The 21,648-nt window shown below is 53.4% G+C and carries 18 protein-coding genes; 16 read left to right on the top strand and 2 right to left on the bottom strand.

Features of this window, described 5'->3' with window-relative positions:
- Window positions 1–44: 44 nt before the first annotated feature.
- The 13 genes from B5G03_RS13415 to B5G03_RS13355 all read left to right on the top strand — a co-directional run bounded on the left by B5G03_RS13415 (window position 45) and on the right by B5G03_RS13355 (window position 17,808).
- On the top strand, window positions 45–3,119 hold the full coding sequence (locus B5G03_RS13415) for a glycoside hydrolase family 25 protein (RefSeq protein ID WP_087182195.1): 3,075 nt from the start codon (window positions 45–47) through the stop codon (window positions 3,117–3,119).
- Between the two features lie 118 nt (window positions 3,120–3,237).
- Window positions 3,238–4,494 (top strand): nucleotide sugar dehydrogenase, encoded by a 1,257-nt coding sequence (locus tag B5G03_RS13410; protein ID WP_343286905.1) that lies wholly within the window; start codon window positions 3,238–3,240, stop codon window positions 4,492–4,494.
- A gap of 25 nt (window positions 4,495–4,519) precedes the next feature.
- Window positions 4,520–5,626, top strand: coding sequence for a non-hydrolyzing UDP-N-acetylglucosamine 2-epimerase (gene wecB / locus B5G03_RS13405; RefSeq protein WP_087182193.1), 1,107 nt, complete (start codon window positions 4,520–4,522; stop codon window positions 5,624–5,626).
- 138 nt (window positions 5,627–5,764) lie between these two features.
- Window positions 5,765–6,571: an ABC transporter permease gene (locus B5G03_RS13400; protein ID WP_087182192.1), complete on the top strand. Its 807-nt coding sequence runs from the start codon at window positions 5,765–5,767 to the stop codon at window positions 6,569–6,571.
- A 13-nt stretch (window positions 6,572–6,584) separates the two neighbouring features.
- The gene (locus tag B5G03_RS13395; RefSeq protein ID WP_087182191.1) at window positions 6,585–7,388 is read left to right on the top strand and encodes an ABC transporter ATP-binding protein; all 804 of its coding nucleotides are present in this window, start codon (window positions 6,585–6,587) and stop codon (window positions 7,386–7,388) included.
- 71 nt (window positions 7,389–7,459) lie between these two features.
- A complete protein-coding gene (locus tag B5G03_RS13390) occupies window positions 7,460–8,521 on the top strand; it encodes a class I SAM-dependent methyltransferase (protein ID WP_087182190.1) in 1,062 nt (353 codons plus the stop codon).
- Between the two features lie 18 nt (window positions 8,522–8,539).
- Window positions 8,540–11,863: a glycosyltransferase family protein gene (locus B5G03_RS13385; RefSeq protein WP_087182189.1), complete on the top strand. Its 3,324-nt coding sequence runs from the start codon at window positions 8,540–8,542 to the stop codon at window positions 11,861–11,863.
- A 68-nt stretch (window positions 11,864–11,931) separates the two neighbouring features.
- Window positions 11,932–13,011: a DUF6270 domain-containing protein gene (locus B5G03_RS13380; protein ID WP_140401705.1), complete on the top strand. Its 1,080-nt coding sequence runs from the start codon at window positions 11,932–11,934 to the stop codon at window positions 13,009–13,011.
- 25 nt (window positions 13,012–13,036) lie between these two features.
- Window positions 13,037–14,170, top strand: coding sequence for a glycosyltransferase (locus B5G03_RS13375; RefSeq protein WP_162613413.1), 1,134 nt, complete (start codon window positions 13,037–13,039; stop codon window positions 14,168–14,170).
- A gap of 260 nt (window positions 14,171–14,430) precedes the next feature.
- Window positions 14,431–15,651, top strand: a complete 1,221-nt coding sequence (locus tag B5G03_RS13370) for a CgeB family protein (RefSeq protein ID WP_140401704.1) — start codon at window positions 14,431–14,433, stop codon at window positions 15,649–15,651.
- Between the two features lie 281 nt (window positions 15,652–15,932).
- Window positions 15,933–16,844 (top strand): helix-turn-helix transcriptional regulator, encoded by a 912-nt coding sequence (locus B5G03_RS13365; RefSeq protein WP_087182185.1) that lies wholly within the window; start codon window positions 15,933–15,935, stop codon window positions 16,842–16,844.
- Window positions 16,845–16,846: 2 nt separating this feature from the next.
- Complete coding sequence (locus tag B5G03_RS13360) at window positions 16,847–17,167, top strand: TfoX/Sxy family protein (RefSeq protein WP_087182184.1); 321 nt, start codon at window positions 16,847–16,849, stop codon at window positions 17,165–17,167.
- Between the two features lie 2 nt (window positions 17,168–17,169).
- Window positions 17,170–17,808 carry a GyrI-like domain-containing protein gene (locus B5G03_RS13355; protein ID WP_087182222.1) on the top strand — a complete coding sequence of 213 codons (639 nt, stop codon included), beginning with the start codon at window positions 17,170–17,172 and terminating at the stop codon, window positions 17,806–17,808.
- Between the two features lie 71 nt (window positions 17,809–17,879).
- Here the strand turns inward: B5G03_RS13355 and B5G03_RS13350 are convergent, their stop codons facing one another.
- Both B5G03_RS13350 and B5G03_RS13345 read right to left on the bottom strand, forming a co-directional pair.
- Complete coding sequence (locus tag B5G03_RS13350) at window positions 17,880–18,638, bottom strand: MerR family transcriptional regulator (RefSeq protein ID WP_087182183.1); 759 nt, start codon at window positions 18,636–18,638, stop codon at window positions 17,880–17,882.
- Between the two features lie 162 nt (window positions 18,639–18,800).
- Window positions 18,801–19,679, bottom strand: a complete 879-nt coding sequence (locus B5G03_RS13345; protein ID WP_087182182.1) for an MFS transporter — start codon at window positions 19,677–19,679, stop codon at window positions 18,801–18,803.
- Between the two features lie 152 nt (window positions 19,680–19,831).
- Here B5G03_RS13345 and B5G03_RS13340 point away from each other — a divergent pair, with 152 nt between their 5' ends.
- From B5G03_RS13340 to B5G03_RS13330, 3 genes are all read left to right on the top strand, one after another.
- Window positions 19,832–20,266 carry a MarR family winged helix-turn-helix transcriptional regulator gene (locus B5G03_RS13340; protein WP_087182181.1) on the top strand — a complete coding sequence of 145 codons (435 nt, stop codon included), beginning with the start codon at window positions 19,832–19,834 and terminating at the stop codon, window positions 20,264–20,266.
- 240 nt (window positions 20,267–20,506) lie between these two features.
- Entirely contained in the window at window positions 20,507–20,740 is a 234-nt protein-coding gene (locus B5G03_RS13335; protein WP_087182180.1) for a hypothetical protein, read from the top strand.
- Between the two features lie 14 nt (window positions 20,741–20,754).
- A complete protein-coding gene (locus B5G03_RS13330) occupies window positions 20,755–21,627 on the top strand; it encodes a DUF3737 family protein (protein WP_343286904.1) in 873 nt (290 codons plus the stop codon).
- Window positions 21,628–21,648 lie beyond the last annotated feature (21 nt).

Raw genomic sequence — 21,648 nt, 5'->3', positions numbered from 1 at the left:
TTTCAGCAAAATGAAATTGCGAAATACATAGGAGAAGATCAAACATGCAGCAGAAAAGAAAGAAGTGTTTGGCGGCGGTCCTAAGCGCGGTATTGGTGGCATCTATGCTGATGAATACCTTTGCTGTCAGCGTATTTGCACAGGATGACCGGGACGCTCTGGCCGAACAGATCGTTGCAGAACTTCAGCAGGAAGAGTCGGAGCAGGAACAGCCGCAGGTGAGCGAGACTCCATCGGCTCCCCCTGAGGCGACAGAGCTTCCGGAAGCAGTGGCAACTCCGGAACCCACGCAGGCACCCTCTCCGGAAGCAAGCCAGGCGCCTGCGGAAACGCCGGAGCCCACGGGCACACCGGTACCCACCGCGACCCCGGAGGTGACCGCAACTCCTGCGCCCACTGCGAGTTCTGCACCTTCCGCAACGCCGGTGCCTACCGTGAGCCCGGAGCCTACGGAGAGCCCGGAACCCACCGCAGTCCCTGAACTGTCTCTGGAAGAGCAGAAGGATCAGATCCGGGAGCTGCTGGAAAAAAGCACTTCTATGGCGATGATGAGCGAGGAAGAGCTGGAAGAGGCTCTGGAGGAGATCGACGCCATTGCATCTGCTCCCATGGCAATGACAGCGGGAGAGCAGGATGATGAACTGCTGGATCTGCTGGATCAGCTGGAAAACGCCCGCGTGGCAATGGAAGACATGCGCACTGCCTGGCAGGCGAAGCGGGAAGGCTGGCTGGATCAGCTGCCTCAGACCGGCAAGGAAAACAGCTGGCGTTATCAGAATGGTGAGCGGCTCGAGAGCGACGTGCCGGAAGCTCTCATGGATCTTCCGGACGGAGTGAGTACTTTTTCTGTGAAGGGATACTGGGGCATTGACGTAAGTCATCACCAGGGAGTGATCGACTGGGAAGCGGTCAAGGCTGCCGGTGTGGATTTTGCGATCATTCGCTGCGGCTTTGGTATGGACCTGCCGGAGCAGGATGACAAGCAGTGGTCCCGGAATGCCTCCGAGTGTGAGCGCTTGGGGATTCCCTACGGTGTATACTTTTATTCCTATGCGGTAACCGCTGAAATGGCTGTGGAAGAGGGTGCCCATGCGGTACGCCTTCTGCAGGGCTATGATCCAGATCTGCCGGTCTTCTATGACATGGAAGAGAACCGTCAGCTGGTGGTTGGAAACAGCGGCCTGGCCGAGATCGCCCGGATCTTCTGCGACATTGTCAGCTCCAAGGGCTACGAGGTAGGCGTTTACGCCAGCTTGAACTGGTGGGAATACTACCTGACCGATGCGGTGTTTGAAAACTGGTACCGCTGGGTGGCGGAATGGCGTCCCTCCTGCAGCTATAACGGCCGGTATGAAATGTGGCAGTATACCAGCGAAGGCTCAGTGAATGGAATCTCCGGCAACGTGGATATGAACTACTGGTATGGAGACCTGCCGGGAAACGATGGCTTGAATGGGCTGCATTTCGATCAGACCGCTAAGAAATGGTACTACTACAAAAACGGAAAAATTGATAAGACGTACACCGGAGTGACCTTGAATTCTGCCAACGGCAACTGGTATTACGTCAAAAATGGCGAGTTGGACAGGAGTTATACTGGCCTTGCTCCTCGGGTAGAGAATGGAGATTATTGCTACGTGAAGAAGGGTATGGTGGATTGGAGCTATACCGGTATGGCTTCCTATGGCAATAAGCAGGGCTATGTAAAGAACGGCATATACCAGAAGACTCCGGATGGCCTGAATTATCTGGATGGTGTATGGTACAAGATGAGGAATGGCTGGGTAGATTCCGGCTATACCGGTGTTGTATATCGTGCAGCCAACAACAATTGGTACTATGTCAAAAATGGTGAGTTAGACTGGAATTATACGGGCCTTGCTCTCCGGGTAGAAACTGGAGACTACTACTATGTAAAAGATGGCGTGTTGGATTGGGGCTATACCGGCATGGCTTTCTATGGCAATAAGCAGGGCTATGTGAAGAATGGTGCATATCAGAAAATTCCGGATGGCCTGAACTATCTGGACGGCGTATGGTACAAGATGAGAAATGGCTGGGTAGATTCCGGCTATACCGGTGTTGTATATCGTCCGGCCAACAATAATTGGTATTATGTCAAAAATGGCGTACTGGACAGAAGCTACACCGGCCTTGCTCCCCGGGTAGAGAATGGAGATTATTGCTACGTGAAGAAGGGTATGGTAGACTGGAGCTATACCGGTATGGCTTCCTATGGCAATAAGCAGGGCTATGTAAAGAACGGTATATATCAGAAGACTCCGGATGGCCTGAATTATCTGAATGGCGTATGGTATAAGATGAGTAATGGCTGGGTTGATTCTAGCTATACGGGTGTAGTGTATCGCCCGGCTAACGGTAACTGGTATTATGTTAAAAACGGCGAGTTGGAATGGAACTACACTGGCCTTGCTCCTCGGGTAGAGAACGGAGATTATTGCTACGTGAAGAAGGGTATGGTGGACTGGAGCTATACCGGTATGGCTTCCTATGGCAATAATCAGGGCTATGTAAAGAACGGCATATACCAGAAGACCCCGGATGGCCTGAATTATCTGAATAGTGTATGGTACAAGATGAGAAATGGCTGGGTAGATTCCGGCTATACCGGTGTTGTATATCGTGCAGCCAACAACAATTGGTACTATGTCAAAAATGGTGAGTTAGACTGGAATTATACGGGCCTCGCTCTCCGGGTAGAAACTGGAGACTGGTACTATGTAAAAGATGGTGTGTTGGATTGGGGTTATACCGGCATGGCTTTCTATGGCAATAAGCAGGGCTATGTGAAGAATGGTGCATATCAGAAAATTCCGGATGGCCTGAACTATCTGGACGGTGTATGGTACAAGATGAGAAATGGCTGGGTAGATTCCGGCTATACCGGTGTTGTATATCGTCCGGCCAACAATAATTGGTACTATGTCAAAAATGGTGTGTTGGACTGGAGTTACACCGGCCTTGCCCCCCGGGTGGATACCGGAGACTACTACTATGTAAAAGATGGTATATTGGATTGGACCTTCAGTGGTCAGGTGGAATACAATGGTCAGATCCATCTGGTTGAGAATGGCCGCAGCGTTCAGATCGTAGGGTAACAGACCAAAGCGTATCATCGAAACAGTAGACTTTTGTTTCAAGATTGTGTAAAATAAGATTAACCGTAAAACAACGGCGAAAAATCTGATTTGCAGAGAGTTGTGTTCTCGGCAGAAAATGTTCATTGAACGGGAAAAGAGGAATAGACAAATGAAAGTTTGTGTTGTAGGCTTGGGATATATCGGCTTGCCGACTTCTTTGATGCTGGCTTCGCATGGTGTGGAGACCGTTGGCGTGGATTACAACAAGGAACTGGTGGATACTCTGAACGCCGGTCATGTTACCTTTGAGGAAGAGGGCCTGGAGGATCTGTTCCATCAGGCGGTGGAACACGGAATCGTTTTCACCAACGAGTATATCCGGACCAGCATGTACATTGTAGCCGTGCCCACTCCCTATGATAAGTTCAGCAAGAAGATCGATGCCGGTTATGTGACCAAGGCGGTCAAGTGTGTGCTGGACGTTTGTGAGCCCGGTGCCATCATTGTGGTGGAATCCACTGTTTCTCCGGGAACCATCGATCGCTTTGTACGTCCTGAAGTGGAGGCTGCGGGTTTTGAGATCGGTAAGGATGTGCACCTGGTCCATGCGCCGGAGCGCATCATTCCCGGCAACATGGTGTACGAGCTGTTGCACAACAACCGCACCATCGGTGCAGACGACCCCGAAATCGCGGAAAAGGTCCGTCAGGTCTATTCCTCTTTCTGCGGCGGCGAGATCGCCATCACGGATATCCGTACCGCTGAGATGACCAAGGTTGTGGAGAACACCTTCCGCGATATCAACATTGCCTATGCCAACGAACTGGCAAAGATCTGCCGTCAGGATGGAATGGACGTGTATGAGATCATCCGGATCGCGAACAAGCATCCCCGCGTTAACATTCTGAATCCCGGCCCCGGTGTAGGCGGTCACTGCATCTCGGTAGACCCCTGGTTCCTGGTAGGCGATTATCCGAACCTGGCCAATCTGATCAAGCAGGCCCGTCTCATCAACGACGGAATGCCTGAGTTTGTTCTGGGCCGCATCAGCGAGATTATGAAGGAAAAGGGCATCAAGGATGTGAGCCGCGTGGGTCTGTATGGCCTGACCTACAAGGAGGACGTGGACGATACTCGTGAAAGCCCCACTCTGCAGATGCTGGAGAGCATGGAGCGCCATCTGGCTCACGGCGTGAAGGTGTTCGATCCCATGGTCAAGACCAATCATGTGGAAAATCAGTATCAGGATTTTGATGCGTTCCTGAACGATGTGGATCTGGTCGTGGTTATGGTAGGTCACAGCCACCTGAAAGAAAACCTGAACAAGCTGGAAGGCAAGGTTGTGCTGGATACCCGCCACATTGCCGGTCTACAGGGGGCCTATACCCTGTAATTTTGAGAAGAAGGGGTTATTGGTTTTGAAGAAAGTAATGTTAGTTTTCGGTACCCGGCCGGAGGCGATCAAGATGTGCCCGCTGGTGAATGAGCTGAAGCGGCGGGAAGAGCTTCAGACCGTGGTTTGCGTAACCGGTCAGCACCGTCAGATGCTGGACCAGGTGCTGGAAGCGTTTTCTGTTGTTCCGGACTACGATCTTTCGATCATGAAGGATAAGCAGACCCTGTTTGATGTGACCACCAACATCCTGAACCGTATCAAAGAGGTGCTGGAACAGGAACGGCCGGATGTGGTACTGGTCCATGGCGATACTTCCACCACGTTCGTTACCGCACTGGCATGCTTCTATCTGCAGATTCCGGTGGGTCATGTGGAAGCGGGTCTTCGCACCTACAACATTTACTCTCCGTTCCCGGAAGAGTTCAACCGGCAGGCGGTGGGCATTGTGGCGCGGTTCCATTTTGCTCCCACCGAATTGGCCAAGGAAAATCTTCTTCGTGAGGGAAAGCAGACGGATCACATCTATGTGACCGGAAATACTGCCATCGACGCGCTGAAAACCACCGTTCGCGAGGATTATACGCATCCGGAGCTGGAGTGGGCAGAGGGAAGCCGTTTGATCATGCTCACCGCTCACCGTCGAGAGAATCTGGGCGAGCCGATGCATCACATGTTCCGCGCCATTAAGCGGATCGTGGATGAGACACCGGATATTAAGGTGATTTACCCCATTCATATGAATCCGGTTGTGCGCCAGGCGGCTGCTGACATTTTTGGCGACGAAGAGCGAGTGCGCATCATCGAACCGCTGGATGTGCTGGATTTCCACAACTTCCTGGCCCGCAGCTATCTGATCCTTACCGACAGCGGCGGAATTCAGGAGGAGGCACCCAGCCTGGGCAAGCCTGTACTGGTGATGCGGGATACCACCGAGCGGCCGGAAGGCATCAAGGCCGGTACGCTGAAACTGGTGGGGACCCAGGAAGACACCATTTATGCGGAATTCAAGCGTCTGCTCACCGATTTGGATGAATATCATGCAATGAGCCGTGCATCCAACCCGTATGGCGATGGACATGCATGCGAACGGATCGCAGACATTTTGGTTCGCTGGGAACAGCAGGCATAAAAGCGTCGCGATCAATTATCAAGATGCAGAAAAAAGAGCAGTTGAACAGAAAACGCGAGTGTCTGCGATGAGTGACCCTGCGGCTGATTTGACTGCTCATTTTTTCGTCTATCAGACAGAGGAGAGGGCATAAAACGAATGATAAATGCTGTTAAAACCGTGGTGCAGGAAAATGTCCACAACTGGAAGCGGCTGGTCCGGCTTGCACAGTATGAATTGAAAAGTCAGAACAGTGGAACCATGTTGGGTTTTCTATGGAATTTCCTGAACCCAGTTCTGCAAATTTTCGTGTACTGGTTTGTATTTGCCATTGGCCTGAACGCCAGCCCGCCCCGCGGCGGTTATCCTTACATCGTGTGGATGGTGGTAGGTATCATCCCCTGGTTCTACATCAATGCAGTACTGATGGGCACATCCACTTCAATCTATGCCTACAGCGGTGTGCTGAAGCGGATGCCTTTTCCCATGTCGCTGGTTCCGGTAAAGACCGTGCTGGCCAATTTTATCGGTCACGTGTGGGCAATGCTGGTGGTGTTTGCTGTGGTTTTACTTTCCGGACATGGCATCAGCCCGTATGTAATTCAACTGCCCTATTTTTTCTTGTGCAGCATTGCCTTCTTGACGGGCTATGGATTGTTGGTTTCCTCCATTACCGTGCTGTTTAAGGATTTCCAGAAGATCCTGACATCAGTCATTCGTCTGCTGTTCTATATTACCCCTGTGGTGTGGACGCAGGACAATCTTTCCGGTCCGCTGAAGTTTGTGCTGCGGCTCAATCCGCTGGCTTACATCATTGATGGCTATCGTGAAAGCATTTTGTATGGCTACCCGCTGAGCTATCACTGGAAGCAGGCGCTCTATTTCTGGGCGGTCACGCTGATCCTGTTTGTATGGGGCTGCTGCGTTCATATGAAGTTCCGCAAGCAGTTTATCGATTTGATTTGAGTGAGGTTGAGCAATGGGGCAAGGAAATGTTGTTATTTCATGTGAGCATCTTTGGAAAAGGTACCCGCTGTATCACAGTGACTTTGAACGGTTGAAGGGTTTAGTGCTGCCGCATTACCGGCCGGAAGAATTTGTGGCTCTGGCCGATGTAAATTTGCAGTTCCACGAAGGGGAGATCGTGGGGCTGATCGGGCTGAACGGCTCGGGCAAGTCCACCTTATCCAACACGATTGCAGGGATCACCTATCCAACAGAGGGCAATCTAACGGTAAAGGGCGAGGTGAGCATGCTGGCGGCCAATGTTGGCCTGCAGGAACAGCTGACCGGAATCGAAAACATCCGATACAAATGTATTCTGATGGGAATGAGTGAACGGGAAATTCGCGCGATCCAGGACAGCATCATCGAGTTCGCGGATATCGGCAAGCATATCGAGCAGCCGCTGCGCACCTATTCCAGTGGTATGCGTTCCCGGTTGGGATTTGCAATTTCGGTTCACTTGAATCCGGATATTCTGATAATTGATGAGGCACTGAGTGTGGGTGACAACAGCTTCGCGGACAAGTGCCTGGCAAAAATGAATGAATTCAAGGCCCAAAAGAAGACGATCCTGTTTGTGAGTCACTCAGTCAATCAGATGAAGGAATTCTGCGACCGTGTAATTTGGTTGCACCATGGACATGTGTTGGGCGATGAGGTGCCGGATCGTATTTTGATGCCCTACTGCGGGTTTGCCCGGGAGTTTAATATGATGACCGCAGAGGAGCGTCAGCAGAAAATCCCTAGTCTGGAAGAATACCAAAAAAAATATCTGTGAGATCGTTATCCTGTTTGCAGCAGGCTGGAGGCTGTCTGTTCAAATCATAACGATGCAAAGGAGACACATTTATGGCAAACAATGATCGAATCTATGCCGCCTACAAGGGAGAAATGGGCGAAGTGTTTCAAAAGCAGACTCAAGAGAGGATCGATTGGATTCTGGGTCAGCTAAATGGCAGGCAGAAAGTGCTGGATGTGGGCTGTTCCCAGGGAATTGTATCGATCCTGTGCGCACAGCAGGGGGTGCAGGTTACGGGTGTTGAGATTCAGCCGGAAAATGTGGAGTTTGCCCAGCAGCTGTTGGAAACAGAGTACCCGCAATGCAAGGAAAAGGTACACTTTGTGAATGCGGATTTTCTCCAGTACCAGGAGGATCAAATGTATGACGGCATCCTGGTTACTGAGGTTCTGGAGCATCTGCCCGATGCAGAGCGTTTTTTGCAGCATGCGGCATCCTTTTTAAAGCCGGACGGCGTGGTGGTAATTACTGTGCCGTTTGGATTTTGCAATCATCCGGACCATACCCAGACGTTTTATCTGAGCAGCGCAGTGTCTTTAGTGGAGAAGGCGTTCTGCGTACAGCAGATCCACTACGGCGGCAACTGGCTCGGCCTTGTGGCTAAGGCGGCCGGGAATCAAAGTATTCAGCTGAATGAAGCAGAGTATCAAAAGGAAGAGGAAGCCTTTTTCCAGATTCACAAGACACTGTCTCTGCGGGGAGAAGAGCTGTATCAGAACCTGATGAATGCGAATCGAAAGTACAAAGAGTCGCAGGAAGCCTATCAGAAGATGAAGCAGTGGCACGAGCAGGGCCAGGAAAAAATTGCCGAGCTTCAAACAAAGGCAACGAATAGCCAGGAAAAAATTGCCGAACTTCAGGAGATGGCTGATTGTGGTCGGGAAGCTGCGGAAAAACTAGTGCAATTTGCTCAGGAAGAGGAGTCTCAAGCAGAGGTGCTGCGCCGGGCACGGCAGACCATCCAGCGCCTACAGATGGAAAACCGATATCTGCGCACAGAAAATGAAAATTACAAGCGGAAGCTCAGCTTGATTACGGATACCTGGTACGGTAAGTTGGCATTAAAGTGCTACAAAAAGATGAAGGCATTAAAAGCAAAAAGCAAGGGCTGAGAATGAGGAGGAAAAATCATGGGGATTTTGGAGGAGATCGGGCGCGAATTGGAGCGAATTGCGCAGCGCAAGGAATCCATAAAAGCTTTTTTAAATGAATCAAGATATCCGGAGTTGGCCAAGATGATGGAAGAGGATGGAACAATTAGCCAAATATTCTATCTTCGAACAAAATCGTTGAAAGAACTGCGGATGGCGGCCATCATGGATCAGTTCACACTGGAGAGCTACCGGCCGGAATGCATTCTGAAGGAACTGACACCGGACTGCTGGCGGCAGGAGTTAGAGGAGTTCAAGCCGGACCTGGTATTCATTGAGTCTGCCTGGCAGGGGAAGGACAAGCTGTGGTATCAAAAGATCGACCGGCCCAGCAAGGAGCTGTATGAGCTGTCGGTCTACTGCCATGAGAAGGAGATCCCGGTAATCTTCTGGAACAAGGAAGACCCGATTTACACGACCCAGTTTATGACCACCGCTTCGCTGGCGGATGTGGTATTCACCACCGACATTGACTGCATCCAGCGGTATAAAAATGAACTTGGGCACAATCAGGTTTATCACCTGCATTTCGCGGCACAGCCCACGGTTCACAATCCGGTGGAGAAGTATCAGCGCAAGGATAAGTTCTGCTTTGCGGGCGCATATTATCACAAATACAAAAAGCGGGCGGAAGTGTTCGACAAATTCTCGGAGATTTTCCTGGAGGGAAAAGGCTTCGACATTTATGACCGCAACTATAAGAGTGCACTGCCGGAACATGCTTTCCCGGAACGATACGATCCGTACATTCTGGGGCGGCTTGAGCCCAGCCAGATCGATGTGGCCTATAAGGGGTATACTTACGGCGTGAACATGAACTCGGTGCAGCAGTCGCAAAGTATGTTTGCGCGCCGGGTATTTGAGATGCTTGCCTCCAATACCATTACTGTGGGCAACTATTCCCGCGGTGTAAAGAATTATTTTGGCGATCTGACCATCTGCACTGACGATGAACGCACGCTGGCCAAGTATCTGCAGACCTATTGTACCGATGAACAGACTGCCCGCAAGTACCGGCTGCTCGGACTGCGAAAGGTGCTGTCGGAGGATCTGTATGAGGATCGTCTGGACTACATTGTCCAGAAGGTATTCGGAAAAAGCCTGAAACGCAGCCTGCCTTCCATTGCGATGGTAGCTCGCTGCGCGGTTGTGGAGCAGGCAAAACGGGCGGTGGCTGCATTCCAACGGCAGGATTACAGCGACAAGCAGCTTTACCTGCTGGGTGACTGGGACGCTCCGGTTGCGGAGTGGGCAGAGAATGAGCGGATTCATTGCCTGAGCAGTGAAAAAGCGATGGATCTGGCTGCTTGCCCTGCGGGCATCGATTTTTATGCATGCCTGGATACCGAAGCTTATTACGGGAAAAATTACCTGAAGGATCTGGCGCTGACCCTGCGCTACAGAGACTGCCAGGGTATTGGAAAAGCGGCGCACTATACGATGGAACAGGGCGCTCCGGTACTGCATGAGGGCGCACAGGCATATCATCCGGTGCAGTCTCTGCGTGCAGGCAGTGCCATTGTGAGCAGCGGGCTGGCAGCTCAGACCAGTCTGTGGGATCTGGCAGATGCGAGCCGTGTATGGGAAGCAGAGAATCTGTTTGCAGCAGATGAATTCAACTACTGCGGCAGCTGCAGTGCAGACAGCTGCCCGGAAGTGGAGGATCTTGTGGTGCCGGATCTGGGGCTGCCCTTGAATCGGATCGAAGCGACTGCGGAGCATATCCGTGCGGATCTGGTGGATGACGGCTCCAGCCGGGTGGTTCGGCCGAAGGAGCTTCAGGAGATACTGCGCTCCACCAAACAGGTAAAGCTTACGCTTGCCGGCGACAGCGTGAAAATGGAGAGCAGCCTGCCGCAGGGCACACATGAGTATCTGTTCACCACAAAGAGCTATCCCATTGCAGAGCTTGCTCAGGAAGGCAAGCTTGCGGTGAAATTCCAGGTTAATGGCTCTCTGGACTGCATTTGTGCGTGCATGTTCCTGGATGAAGGTGGTAATAAGATTGCGCCCCAGTACCCCAGAGCAAATGCAATGGTGGAGCTGGAGCTTCCGCCCAAAGCCCATTCGGTCCGGCTGGGCTTCCGGCCCAAGGGAGAGGGAGAGTGCGTCATCAAAGGCGTCACCCTTGGCAAGGGTGCCAGCAGTGGAAAGGGATGCTTCTTGTCTCGTTCCAATGTACTGGTGCTGACCAACCAGTACCCTTCTCCGGAATCGCTTTATCGGAACATGTTTGTGCATCGCCGGGTGGAATGCTACCGGGAAGCCGGGCTGCTGGTGGATGTAATGCGCATGAATGTCTACTGCCAGGAGAACTACTGGGAATTTGAGGGCGTGAACGGTAGCGACGGCCAGCTGATGGAGCTGGACAACATCCTGGAGAACGGGAATATCGACACGGTATGCGTGCATTTCTTGGACGAAGGCATGTGGGAGGTGCTGCGCAACTATGCCCACAAGCTGCGCATCCTGGTTTGGATCCACGGAAGTGAAATTCAGCCGTGGCATCGTCGACTGTTCAATTATAACAGTGAGTCGGAGCTTGAAGCAGCGAAGAAACAATCTGTCCCTAGAGAGAATTTCTGGAAAAAGCTGTTTACGGAAATCGATCAGTATCCAACAGTGCACTTTATTTTTGTTTCGCAGATTTTTGCAAATGAGAATTTTGAAGACTATAATGTAGAACTGCAGAAAGATCGATACAGCATTATCCATAATTGCATCGATACTGATTTGTTCCGTTATGAAAAGAAGGATCCGGAACAAAGGAAAAAGCTCCTTTCTGTTCGGCCGTACGCAAGCAGAAAATATGGAAATGATCTTACAGTCAAATGCATTCAGGAATTGGTCAATGAGCCATGGTTTGATGAGCTTGAAATTCGATTGATTGGCAGTGGAGACCTGTATGAATCTACTGTGCAGCCGTTGAAAAAATATTCGAATATTACTCTGGAAAAGCGTTTTTTACGGCAGGATGAAATTGCTGAGCTCAACAGGCAATATGGCATTTTGTTGGTGCCAACCCGGCTGGATGCTCAAGGTGTGTCTCGCGATGAGGGAATGGCTTGCGGAATGGTTCCTGTAACAAATGCAGTGGAAGCGGTCCCCGAATTTGTGGACGATGACTGTGCGATCCTGGTGCCGCCGGAGGATTACAAGGCCATGGCACAGGGCATCCGCGAACTGTATGCATCGCCGGAAAAATTCTGCCGGATGTCGGAAAATGCAGTCAAGCGGGTATTCAGCCAGACATCCCGCGAATTTACTGTGGACAAGGAAATTGCACTGATTCGCAAAGACTAAGAAAAATACGGCCATGCGGGTTTACAGCAAAACCCGCATGGCCGGCAAGCATGAGGAGGTGCTGTTGAATGCCGATTGCTTGTAAATTGACTGTAGATACCCGAGGAGATGATCAGGTCGCGCGGGTCGTGCTGGAAGGGGTAGAAATGCAGGAGGGGATGACCTTTGCATTTTATCTGAACCGTGACGGTGCGCGCGATCAGACTCGCTGGTATACGGAGCAGCCCGAAGCGGAGTTTGCATTGCTGGAGTCCGGCAACTATCAGGCTGTTGCCTTCATCAAAGCAACGAAGGACGGAACGCCCCAGCTTTTGCAAAGCGATGTGATGGCGGTTCGTGTGCAATATGCGCAGCACGAGTGGAAAGAGATCCCGCCGACAGCAGTTTCTATTTTTGGGAGCTGTGTTTCCCGGGATACGATGAGTTTTGATCCGCAGCATCGATTGAGCTTGCAGAAGTATATCGCCCGGGAATCGATTGTGTCCGCAGTGGCTTTGCCCGTTTCCATTGAAATGGATTCCATCCAACTTTCGTCCCGTTTTCAAAGGGAACAGATCTATACGGATTTTCGCAAAACAGCGCTGGAACAGTTGGCGCAAAGTGATGCGGATTATCTGCTGGTTGACTTTGTGGATGAGCGTTTTGCCTTGCTCCGGTGGGGCGACAGTCTGGTCACGCTCAGCAATGAGCTGGTGAACAGCGGCTTGCCGCTGGAAGGCAAGGAGCGGCTGCTCCATGTGCCCTATGAACGGGATGGGGTCTCCGGCTATACGCTGGGTGATACAGATATGGACCGGTATGTGGAGGAGTTTTGTCGGCGTGTGCTGGAGATCTTTCCCCAGGAACGGATCATTCTGCACCATGTTCAGGCAGCGGAATGTTATCTGGATCTGGGCAAAGTCTGCCGGAACTTTCCGGATCCGCAGCGCAATACCTTCCGAAACTACAATCGATTATGGCAATATATGTGCCGCAAAATCCAACAATGGATTCCCCGGTGCTACGTGATCGATGTTTCTGCGGGATACATGGCGGACGAGGCCCATCAATGGGGGCTCTCGCCGATTCATTTCCAGAAGGAATACTATCAGGAAGTGATGTTCCGCATCTATGAGATCATCAGCAGCCAGGCGGAACAGGACCGATGAAACCAGACGGCAAGGAGTGAAAAGGATGGCAGCGGAACCGTTGCGGGTGGCCCAGGTGGTCGGAAAAATGAATCGCGGCGGCGTGGAGGCTATGGTAATGAACTATTACCGTGCCATGGACCGTCGGAAGGTTCAGTTCGACTTTTTTGTGGATGAGGACAGCAGCTTCCCGCAGAGGGCGGAGCTGGAACAGATGGGAGCCAGAATGTTCCTGCTGCCTCCTTACAAGCAGATGCACCGATGGCTGCCCGCATTGGCCGGATATCTGCGGCAGAATCGCTATCGGGTGGTTCATTGCCATCTGAACACAATGAATGTATTCCCGCTGTTTGCCGCCTGGTGTGCGAGAGTCCCGGTCCGGATCTGCCACAACCACAGCACGGCCCATCGGGGCGAGGGGAAGAAGACGGTGATGAAGTATCTGCTGCGTCCCTTCGATGCGTTGTTTGCCACCGATTGCTATGCCTGCTCCAAAGAAGCGGGACAGTGGATGTTCGGCCGTCGAAGGATGGAAAAAAACGCGGTGACAGTGGTCCCCAATGCCATTTGCTGCGAGCGTTTTTGTTATTCCGATACCAAACGGACGGAATGCCGCGGCGCACTCGGAATTGCGCCGGATCGTTTTGTGCTGGGGCATGTGGGCCGTCTGGCCTATACCAAAAATCATGCGTTTTTGCTGCAAGTGTTTGAACGTCTGCTGGACCGGCGCCCCGATGCCCTGCTGTTATTGGTGGGGGAAGGTGAGCTTCGCCCGGAAATCGAGCGCAAGGTGACGGAAATGGGCCTGGCAGATCGCGTGATCTTTGCCGGTGCGCATGCGGATGTGGCCCCCTTTTATTGTGCGATGGACGCGATCTGTGTGCCGAGCCTTTACGAGGGCTTTTTGCTTGCGGCATTGGAAGCACAGGCGTGCCAGCTGCCGGGCGTGTACTCCACAGCCGCTTCGCAGGAGGTGATGGTCAGTCCGCTGGCGGTGCGCATGAGTTTGAGCGAATCGCCTGCAAGCTGGGCCGAGGCATTGCTCAGGCAAGCAGAGGCATACAGTGTGCGCAGCGGCGAGGCCGGGAATCTTGCGGTCCGGCAGGCCGGGTTTGAAATCGGGGACTGTGCCCGGCGGCTTTGTGAGGAATATCTGAGGAAGGCGGAAGCGGCTCAATGAGCAACGAAAAGCAATACAAAAACCGGATACAGGAAAACGCGCTGGTGGCAACGCTGGCGTATTTTTATCATGGGCGTATCCGTCCCCTGCAAAAGGGACATCGGCTGCAGCGTTATACCGGCAGCCGGTCCGCGGCGGGGGTATGGCCAAGAGGGGAAGGGAAGCCGCGGGTCGCGTTTATCTGTGACGATATGACCTGGGCAAATTTTTCACCGCTTTGTGAAGCGGTGGCTTTGGACCCCTCCAACTGGCGGAGCAAAATGGAGAAGCACCGGCCGGAGATTTTTTTCTGCGAATCCGCATGGACCGGCATTCAGGGAAGCCCCCTGGGCTGGCGCGGCAAGATATACAAAAATCACAAGGTCCTTTTTGAAAACCGGCGGGAATTGCTGGAGATTTTGTGCTACTGCCGTGACCATGGGATCAAGACGGTATTCTGGAACAAAGAAGACCCGGTCTATTTCGGCAGCGATACATACGATTTCACCGATACCGCGCTGCGGTTCGATTATCTGTTCACCACGGCGCAGGAATGTGTGGAGCGCTACCAGGCACTGGGGCATCATCATGTGGATGTGCTCCGGTTTGGCTTTAACCCGACTCTGTTCAATCCCCTTGGCAAAAAACAGGGAAACGCAGCGGTGTTTGCGGGCAGCTGGTATGCAGACCTGCCCCAGCGCTGTGAGCAGATGCGGCAGTGTTTCTCGATTTTGGAGGAGGCGCAGATCCCGCTGACGATCTATGACCGGCACAGCGGCGGCGGCGCGGAGGACGGCAGAAACCGCTACCCGGAGGAATACCAGACGATGGTCCGCCCGGCGGTGGAGTATGCCCGGCTCGGCCAGGTCCTGAAGGAATACGAGTACGGCGTAAACATCAATACCGTGACGGCCTCCCGCACCATGTTTGCGCGCAGAGTTTTTGAGATGATGGCCTGCGGACTCAAGATCATCAGCAATGCGTCCGAAGGCATGAAGGAGCTGTTTCCGGGGCGGGTATGGTATCTGGGTGAACCGCAGCCGGATTGGTCCCAGGGCATCGTGGAAGAAAATCTGCGTCAGGTCTTTTTGAAGCATACCATGGAGGTCTGCTTCTATGATATGCTGCGCAGCATCGGTGAGCCGGTCCCGGCAGGCCCGAAGGTGCTGGTGCTGTGGAAGGATGTATCCCAGGAGCAGATGGAGAGCCGCAGCAAGGAACTTTCGTATGACCGGCTGGAGCATGTGCTCTGGAGCGATAGAAAGACGGCTCCTTCCCCGGCAGACTACGGCATCATTCTGGAGGCGGATACTCCGCTTCCGGATCTGAAATTCTGGCTCACACAGCGGGCATTCCTGCCCAAGGACTGCGGGATCTGTGCCGGTGGACCGCGGTTTCAAATCGCGCAGCAAAGGGAGCGAACCGGAGTGTTGCTGCCCTGGGAGCAGATGCACAGGTATCTGGACGGAATTGATGAGGAGATTCCGGTATACCACGTATAACGCTGAAAAGCAGCGGGGGTCCGGTGCACTTGTTCGACGGGAGCTTCGGTGTGTTTTTCGGCAAACCAAACGATCTTGAAGAGGGGATTTTCAGCGGATTTCTGCGGAGAATTATCCTCCTTCGGTGTGATTGCGTCTGTCTGCCCTTAGGGGCGGCCAGGCGCATTTTTGTTTATGGGATGCGGCGTTTCGCGGCGACTGAACAATCATATAGGACAAACATGCCACACAGCTGTCCGGTTCCTGTGCTATAATACAGGCAAACGAAGGGGGGGAACGCCATGAAAATGGAGCGGATGATCGGCATTTTGTCCATCCTGCTTCAAAAGGAGCGGGTTACCGCGCCGGAATTGGCCCGGCGGTTCGAGGTATCCCGCCGGACCATCCAGCGGGATGTGGAGGCTCTGTGCCGGGCGGGTATCCCTCTGGTGACCACACAGGGAGCAGGCGGCGGGATCTCCATCATGGAGGGATACCGAATGGACCGAACCTTGATTACGGCCCCGGAAATGCGGGCTATCCTGGCAGGGCTGCGCAGTCTGGACAGCGTGAGCGGCACCCGGCGGTATGCCCAGTTGATGGAAAAGCTCTCGCCCAAAGCGGCGGAGCTGGTGCCCGGCGGTGCACACATGCTCATTGATCTTTCTTCCTGGTACAAAAGCAGTCTTGCGCCGAAAATTGAGTGCATTCAAGAAGCCATTGAGCAGTGCAGCGTCATTCAGTTCACCTATTTCTCGCCCAAAGGGGAAACACAGCGAACCATCGAACCCTATTATCTGATCTTTCAATGGTCTTCCTGGTATGTGTGGGGCTGGTGCCGCACCCGGCAGGCGTTTCGGCTCTTCAAGCTGGTCCGTATGACAGAGCTTGCCGCAGGCGAGCCGTTTGTGCCGCGGCCTGCGCCCCTGCCTGATTTGAGTGCGGAACGGGTCTTTGTACCCCGATATCCGGTGACAGCGGTTTTCCGGCCGGAGTACCAGTGGCGGCTGGTGGAGGAATACGGCGCAGAGAGCTTTACCCGGCAGGAAGACGGAAGGCTGTATTTCGCCGGTGTTTTTCCGGACGAAACCAGCGCGCTCGGCTGGCTTTTGACCTTTGGCGACGGGGCAGAGGTGCTGGAACCGCCCGAACTGAGGGAGAAGCTAGCGCAGTTGGGGCGCTGGTTACAGCAAAAATACGAACGGAGGGATTGACCGTGGCATCGCATGCAGAGTTTGTGGAATATGTGGCAGAGCAGATGCAGCAGGCGGGAAGTATCCGCAGCAAAAAGATGTTTGGAGAATACGGTCTCTATTGCGATGGGGTGTTCTTTGCTGTCATTTGTGACGACCAGCTGTTTGTGAAAATCACGCCCCAGGGCGAGGCTGCGTTTCCGGACCTCCCCAAGGCCCCGCCGTATTCAGGCGCAAGGGATTACTTTCTTGTGGAGGATGTGGACGACCGGGATCAGCTTACCAGACTTGTTCGCATTACATGCGAAGCACTGATGCTACAGCCGAAAAAGAGGAGGAAATGACCATGCCGTTCGACTACAAAAAGGAATACAAGGAATTTTATCTGCCTCCTAAAACACCGGAGCTTGTCACGGTACCTGCCATGGATTTTCTGGCGGTCCGGGGCACAGGAGACCCCAACCAAGAGGATGGCGCCTACAAGCAGGCCATCGGGCTGCTGTATGCAGTGGCGTACACCATTAAGATGAGTAAAAAAGGCGGCCATGAGCTGGAAGACTATTTCGATTATGTGGTGTCGCCCTTGGAGGGTCTGTGGTGGCAGGAGGGCGTTTATGGAGTAGACTATTCCCGCAAGCAGGACTTCCAGTGGATTTCCCTGATTCGGCTGCCGGAGTTCGTCACTCGGGATGCCTTCGACTGGGCGATTCGGGAAGCCACGGAAAAGAAGCAGCAGGATTTTTCCCCGGTGGAGTTCTTTCACTGGGAGGAAGGCCTTTGCGTGCAGTGCATGCACATCGGGCCCTATGATGACGAGCCTGCCACCGTGGCCGCCATGCAGCGTTATGCACAGGAACAGGGCTATGCGGAGGACTTTGGGCAAAACCGCTTCCATCATGAAATCTATTTGAGCGATGTGCGGCGCTGCAAGCCGGAACGGCTGAAGACTGTAGTCCGCCACCCGGTAAGAAAAAACGGCTTGTAAAAAACGCAGCTGCATAAACCACGTTAAAAAACCAAGGGGCTCCCGGCGAATGAGCGGGAGCCCCTTGGTTTTTACTTGATCCAGCAGGCGACCGCGTCCCTCAGAAAGCGGGCGCAGCCGGGCAGCTGTTTGTCGTAATAGGCAGTGAAGCGTTCGTCCAGCACATAAAGTTCCGCGATGCCCCGGTGCTTGGCCGGAGTATAGGGAGTGCCGGTCAGGGTGAGCCACTGGCGGTGAAGCTCGGCGATCTGCCGTCCCTCCTCGCTTTCGGACGTGCAGCCGGAGCGCACCGCGTCCTCCAGCTTTTGCTGGAGCGTTTCGCCCAGTTCGGTCCAGGTGCTGTGCTGCTCCCGGCTCATGCCCATCATGGCGGCGTTGGCCTGCTCCACCTGGGCGTCGCCGTACTTTTCCCTGATTTCTTTTCCGTAGCGCTTTTCATTTTCCGCCACAGTCTTCTTTTTAAAGCATTCAAATTTCTGTTCGTCGTTCATCGTCTCATTCCTTTCTTCTGCGTCAATGGTGGACTTTACCGAGCGAATCAGCCCGTTCAGCCGTTCCTGTTCTGCCTCCAGCGCGGCGAGATGGCTGCGCAGAGCGGCAAGCCGGTCGAAGGCAGGGTCATCCAGACATTCTTTGATCTGCGCCAGCTCCACCCCGAGGGCGCGGTAATAAAGGATGTCCTGCAGGCGGTCCACCTGGGCATCGCCGTAGTAACGGTAACCGCTTTCGGCCACCCGGCCCGGTTTCAGCAGACCGATCTGGTCGTACCAGCGCAGAGTGCGGGTGGTCACTCCGGCCAGGCGCGCCAGTTCCTGAATGGAATACTCCATATAAATCCCTCCCTGTGAACAAGCATAACCGTTGACGGTACGGTAAAGTCAAGAGGAAAATGAATATTTTTTTGGATTTGGCAGCACAAAGAAAGCGCGGTGCCGAACAGAGTTCGGCACCGCGTCTTAACGGATATCCAACTGCACTTCAATCAGCTTGGGTTACTTCTGCCGCAAACGGCGGTAATACCCGTCCACATAGCTCAGATAAACCACGCCGCCAGCGGCATAGGCAATGGCTGTGAGAGCAAAACCCAGGGGCAGGCCGATGCTTTCCGGCATGAAGCCCATGAGCGGCGAACCGATACCGATGCCCACATCGTAGGAAAGCATGTAGGCGGCGTTGGCCACGCCCCGCTGGGGAGCCGGAGTGGTCCCGGTAACAAATGCCTGGAACAGCGGCTGCAAAATGCCGTAGCCCAGCCCGAAGAAAAATCCGGCGGCCAGCAGATGGATGCCGCTGTTCAAAAACAGATAACTGAGCATGGTCAGAATCAGCACCGCCAGACTGATGTAAACCAGCATCCGGTGCCGGCCCGCGTCGATCACCTTCTGGGTGGACAGCTTGGACACCAGCATGCCTACCACCAGGAAATAGGGGCCCACCGCCATGCCAATGGACACGGTGAACGCAAACCGGCTGATGCCCTCGGTGATTTTCGCAGCGGGCAGAACGTCACCCGCCAGCGTCATGGTGGCCGAGCCGCACACCGAGTACACAGCGCCCATATACAGGCGAACTACAATGAGCGCACCGAACAGGGGAAAGGCGAGAAATGCAGAAAAGGACAGGCAGAACAGCGCCAGGAATACCAGATACACTCGGTAGCGGTTGAAGTTATCCAGCAGATATCCGGCCACCGGGCGGAAGAGGATGGTCGCCACCGACATGGCGGTGAGTACGATGCCTACCCGTGAGCCGGTGATGCCGATTTCCTGGCAGTAGATGGGGATGGACGCATAAAACGCGGCCAGAACCAGCAGGTTCGTTATGAACAGCAGAATGAACCGCCGGTTCCAGATCTTTTCGGTCGAATTCATGGAAAAGCTCCTTTGCATAAAATTTAAAATAGTGGCAATTGCCACCATTTATAGAATAGCACGGGAGTGAGGCTGCGTCAATAACTAGTTGCAAATGCCACTAGTTGGGGCTATAATTATAATAACAAAAACGAAATCAGGAGGCCCTTGCTATGTCCAACATTGCCGACAGCCCATTCAAGGCGATCTCGATTTTGTATCGCAAATCCCATATCTGGCTGAACAACAGCTGTGCTCCGTACAATCTGACCGCGGCACAGGCGGTGGTAATTCTGATCGTCTGTGATTTTAAAACGCTCACGCAGGACGAGATCACCAAGCGTCTCTCGCTGGACAAAAGCGTGATCGCGAAAACGGTGAACAAGCTGGAAGAAACCGGCTTCCTTGTGCGGGAGCAAAACCCAAAAGACAAACGTACCTACAACATCCTCCCCACCGAAAAAGCCTGGCAAGTCTATCCCTTTATTCAGCAGCAGATCGACGATGGCCTTGCCCAGATGACCCAGCGCATGACCGAGCCGGAAAAGCAGGAGTTCGTCCGGCTGCTGATGCTGGCTGCCGAGACCACTCTGGCACAGGAGGAATGAAACGCGCCCACCAGGGCCGTAGTAAAAACGAAATGCTCAGCCCCGACCAGGCACACGATACGCCTGGTCGGTTTTTTTGCGGCAAATAAGAGCGGCCGGTGTTGCCGAACCAGTGATAAGTGGAATAAAAAGCATAGAAAATGCGAATGGTTAGCCATAACAAATAAGTATTTGCTATGTGAGAAACGGGGGCGTATACTGAAGGCAGAAACAAAGAAATTGGCGATGGGAGATGGGGCGATGGACACACAAACGGCCCGCCAGGAACAGACCCAGGCGCTGCGGGCAGCGGGCTGCGGTCCGCAGCTGATTCAGCGGTTGCTGTGCTGCTGGCAGCAGGGCGATACCGCCGGGGAGCTGCGGCTGCTGGAAAAGCAGCGTGCGCTCCTTCTGGACCAGGTCCATAAAAAGGAACGGCAGATCGCCTGTCTGGACTATCTGGTGCATCAGATTCAGGCAAACAAGCCGGTATAACAGGGGGAAAAGGAATGGAGGCAATGGATATGGAAACCATTCGCGGGCAGCGCTTCGATCAGGAGCGCGCCCTTTACGGAAAACACGATATTCTGGTAACGGACTGCGCCTTTGAAGGTCCGGCCGACGGGGAAAGCGCCTTCAAGGAAGGGCGGAACATCCAGGTGGAAAACAGCTTTTTCGACCTGCGGTACCCCTTCTGGCATGATTGGGATTTGAAGATCAACGGCTGCGAGCTTACGGAAAACTGCCGGGCTGCGCTGTGGTATTCCAACCGAATCACCATCCGCCAGAGCAAGCTGCACGGCATCAAGGCACTGCGGGAGTGCGGCGATGTGACCATGGAGGACTGCGACATCATCTCGCCGGAATTTGGCTGGTCGGTGGACGGCATCACCATGAACCGCTGCACCGCGCAAAGCGAGTATTTCATGATGCGCGCCCGTGCGCTGCATTTTACCGATGTGACCTTCCAGGGCAAGTATTCTTTCCAGTACATTGAGGACGCGGTGTTCGACAACTGCCGCTTTGATACCAAGGATGCCTTCTGGCACGCCAAAAATGTGGTGGTGAAAAACAGTGTAATCAAGGGAGAATATCTGGCCTGGTACTGCGAGAATGTCACCTTTGAAAATTGCCGCATTATCGGCACGCAGCCGCTGTGCTACTGCAAAGGGCTGCGGCTCATCAATTGCCGGATGGACGAAGCGGACCTGGCCTTTGAAAAAAGTGAGGTGGAAGCGGAGCTCACCGCGCCGATAATCAGCATCAAGAACCCCTATCAGGGCCGCATCCGGGTTCCCCAGGTGGGAGAAGTGATTCGGGACGACCCCGCCGCCAGAGCTGAGATCTGCATCCAAAGCCTGGCGGACAGCCACTGTGCATGACACAAATCAAATGACGATGAA

The organism is Gemmiger sp. An50, assembly GCF_002161595.1.
In the GTDB taxonomy this organism is placed as follows: Bacteria; Bacillota; Clostridia; order Oscillospirales; family Ruminococcaceae; genus Allofournierella.
This window is presented reverse-complemented; position numbering and strand designations above follow the sequence as displayed.

Bases quoted from the DNA above. Each gene is read 5' to 3' on its own strand.
- B5G03_RS13370 (WP_140401704.1), top strand. From the start codon at position 14,431: ATGGAGAAGCACCGGCCGGAGATTTTTTTCTGCGAATCCGCATGGACC.
- B5G03_RS13385 (WP_087182189.1), top strand. From the start codon at position 8,540: ATGGGGATTTTGGAGGAGATCGGGCGCGAATTGGAGCGAATTGCGCAG.
- B5G03_RS13330 (WP_343286904.1), top strand. From the start codon at position 20,755: ATGGAGGCAATGGATATGGAAACCATTCGCGGGCAGCGCTTCGATCAG.
- B5G03_RS13410 (WP_343286905.1), top strand. From the start codon at position 3,238: ATGTTCATTGAACGGGAAAAGAGGAATAGACAAATGAAAGTTTGTGTT.
- B5G03_RS13345 (WP_087182182.1), bottom strand. From the start codon at position 19,679: ATGAATTCGACCGAAAAGATCTGGAACCGGCGGTTCATTCTGCTGTTC.
- B5G03_RS13365 (WP_087182185.1), top strand. From the start codon at position 15,933: ATGAAAATGGAGCGGATGATCGGCATTTTGTCCATCCTGCTTCAAAAG.
- B5G03_RS13335 (WP_087182180.1), top strand. From the start codon at position 20,507: ATGGACACACAAACGGCCCGCCAGGAACAGACCCAGGCGCTGCGGGCA.
- B5G03_RS13380 (WP_140401705.1), top strand. From the start codon at position 11,932: ATGCCGATTGCTTGTAAATTGACTGTAGATACCCGAGGAGATGATCAG.
- B5G03_RS13375 (WP_162613413.1), top strand. From the start codon at position 13,037: ATGGCAGCGGAACCGTTGCGGGTGGCCCAGGTGGTCGGAAAAATGAAT.
- B5G03_RS13355 (WP_087182222.1), top strand. From the start codon at position 17,170: ATGCCGTTCGACTACAAAAAGGAATACAAGGAATTTTATCTGCCTCCT.
- B5G03_RS13350 (WP_087182183.1), bottom strand. From the start codon at position 18,638: ATGGAGTATTCCATTCAGGAACTGGCGCGCCTGGCCGGAGTGACCACC.
- B5G03_RS13400 (WP_087182192.1), top strand. From the start codon at position 5,765: ATGATAAATGCTGTTAAAACCGTGGTGCAGGAAAATGTCCACAACTGG.
- B5G03_RS13415 (WP_087182195.1), top strand. From the start codon at position 45: ATGCAGCAGAAAAGAAAGAAGTGTTTGGCGGCGGTCCTAAGCGCGGTA.
- B5G03_RS13340 (WP_087182181.1), top strand. From the start codon at position 19,832: ATGTCCAACATTGCCGACAGCCCATTCAAGGCGATCTCGATTTTGTAT.
- B5G03_RS13395 (WP_087182191.1), top strand. From the start codon at position 6,585: ATGGGGCAAGGAAATGTTGTTATTTCATGTGAGCATCTTTGGAAAAGG.
- B5G03_RS13390 (WP_087182190.1), top strand. From the start codon at position 7,460: ATGGCAAACAATGATCGAATCTATGCCGCCTACAAGGGAGAAATGGGC.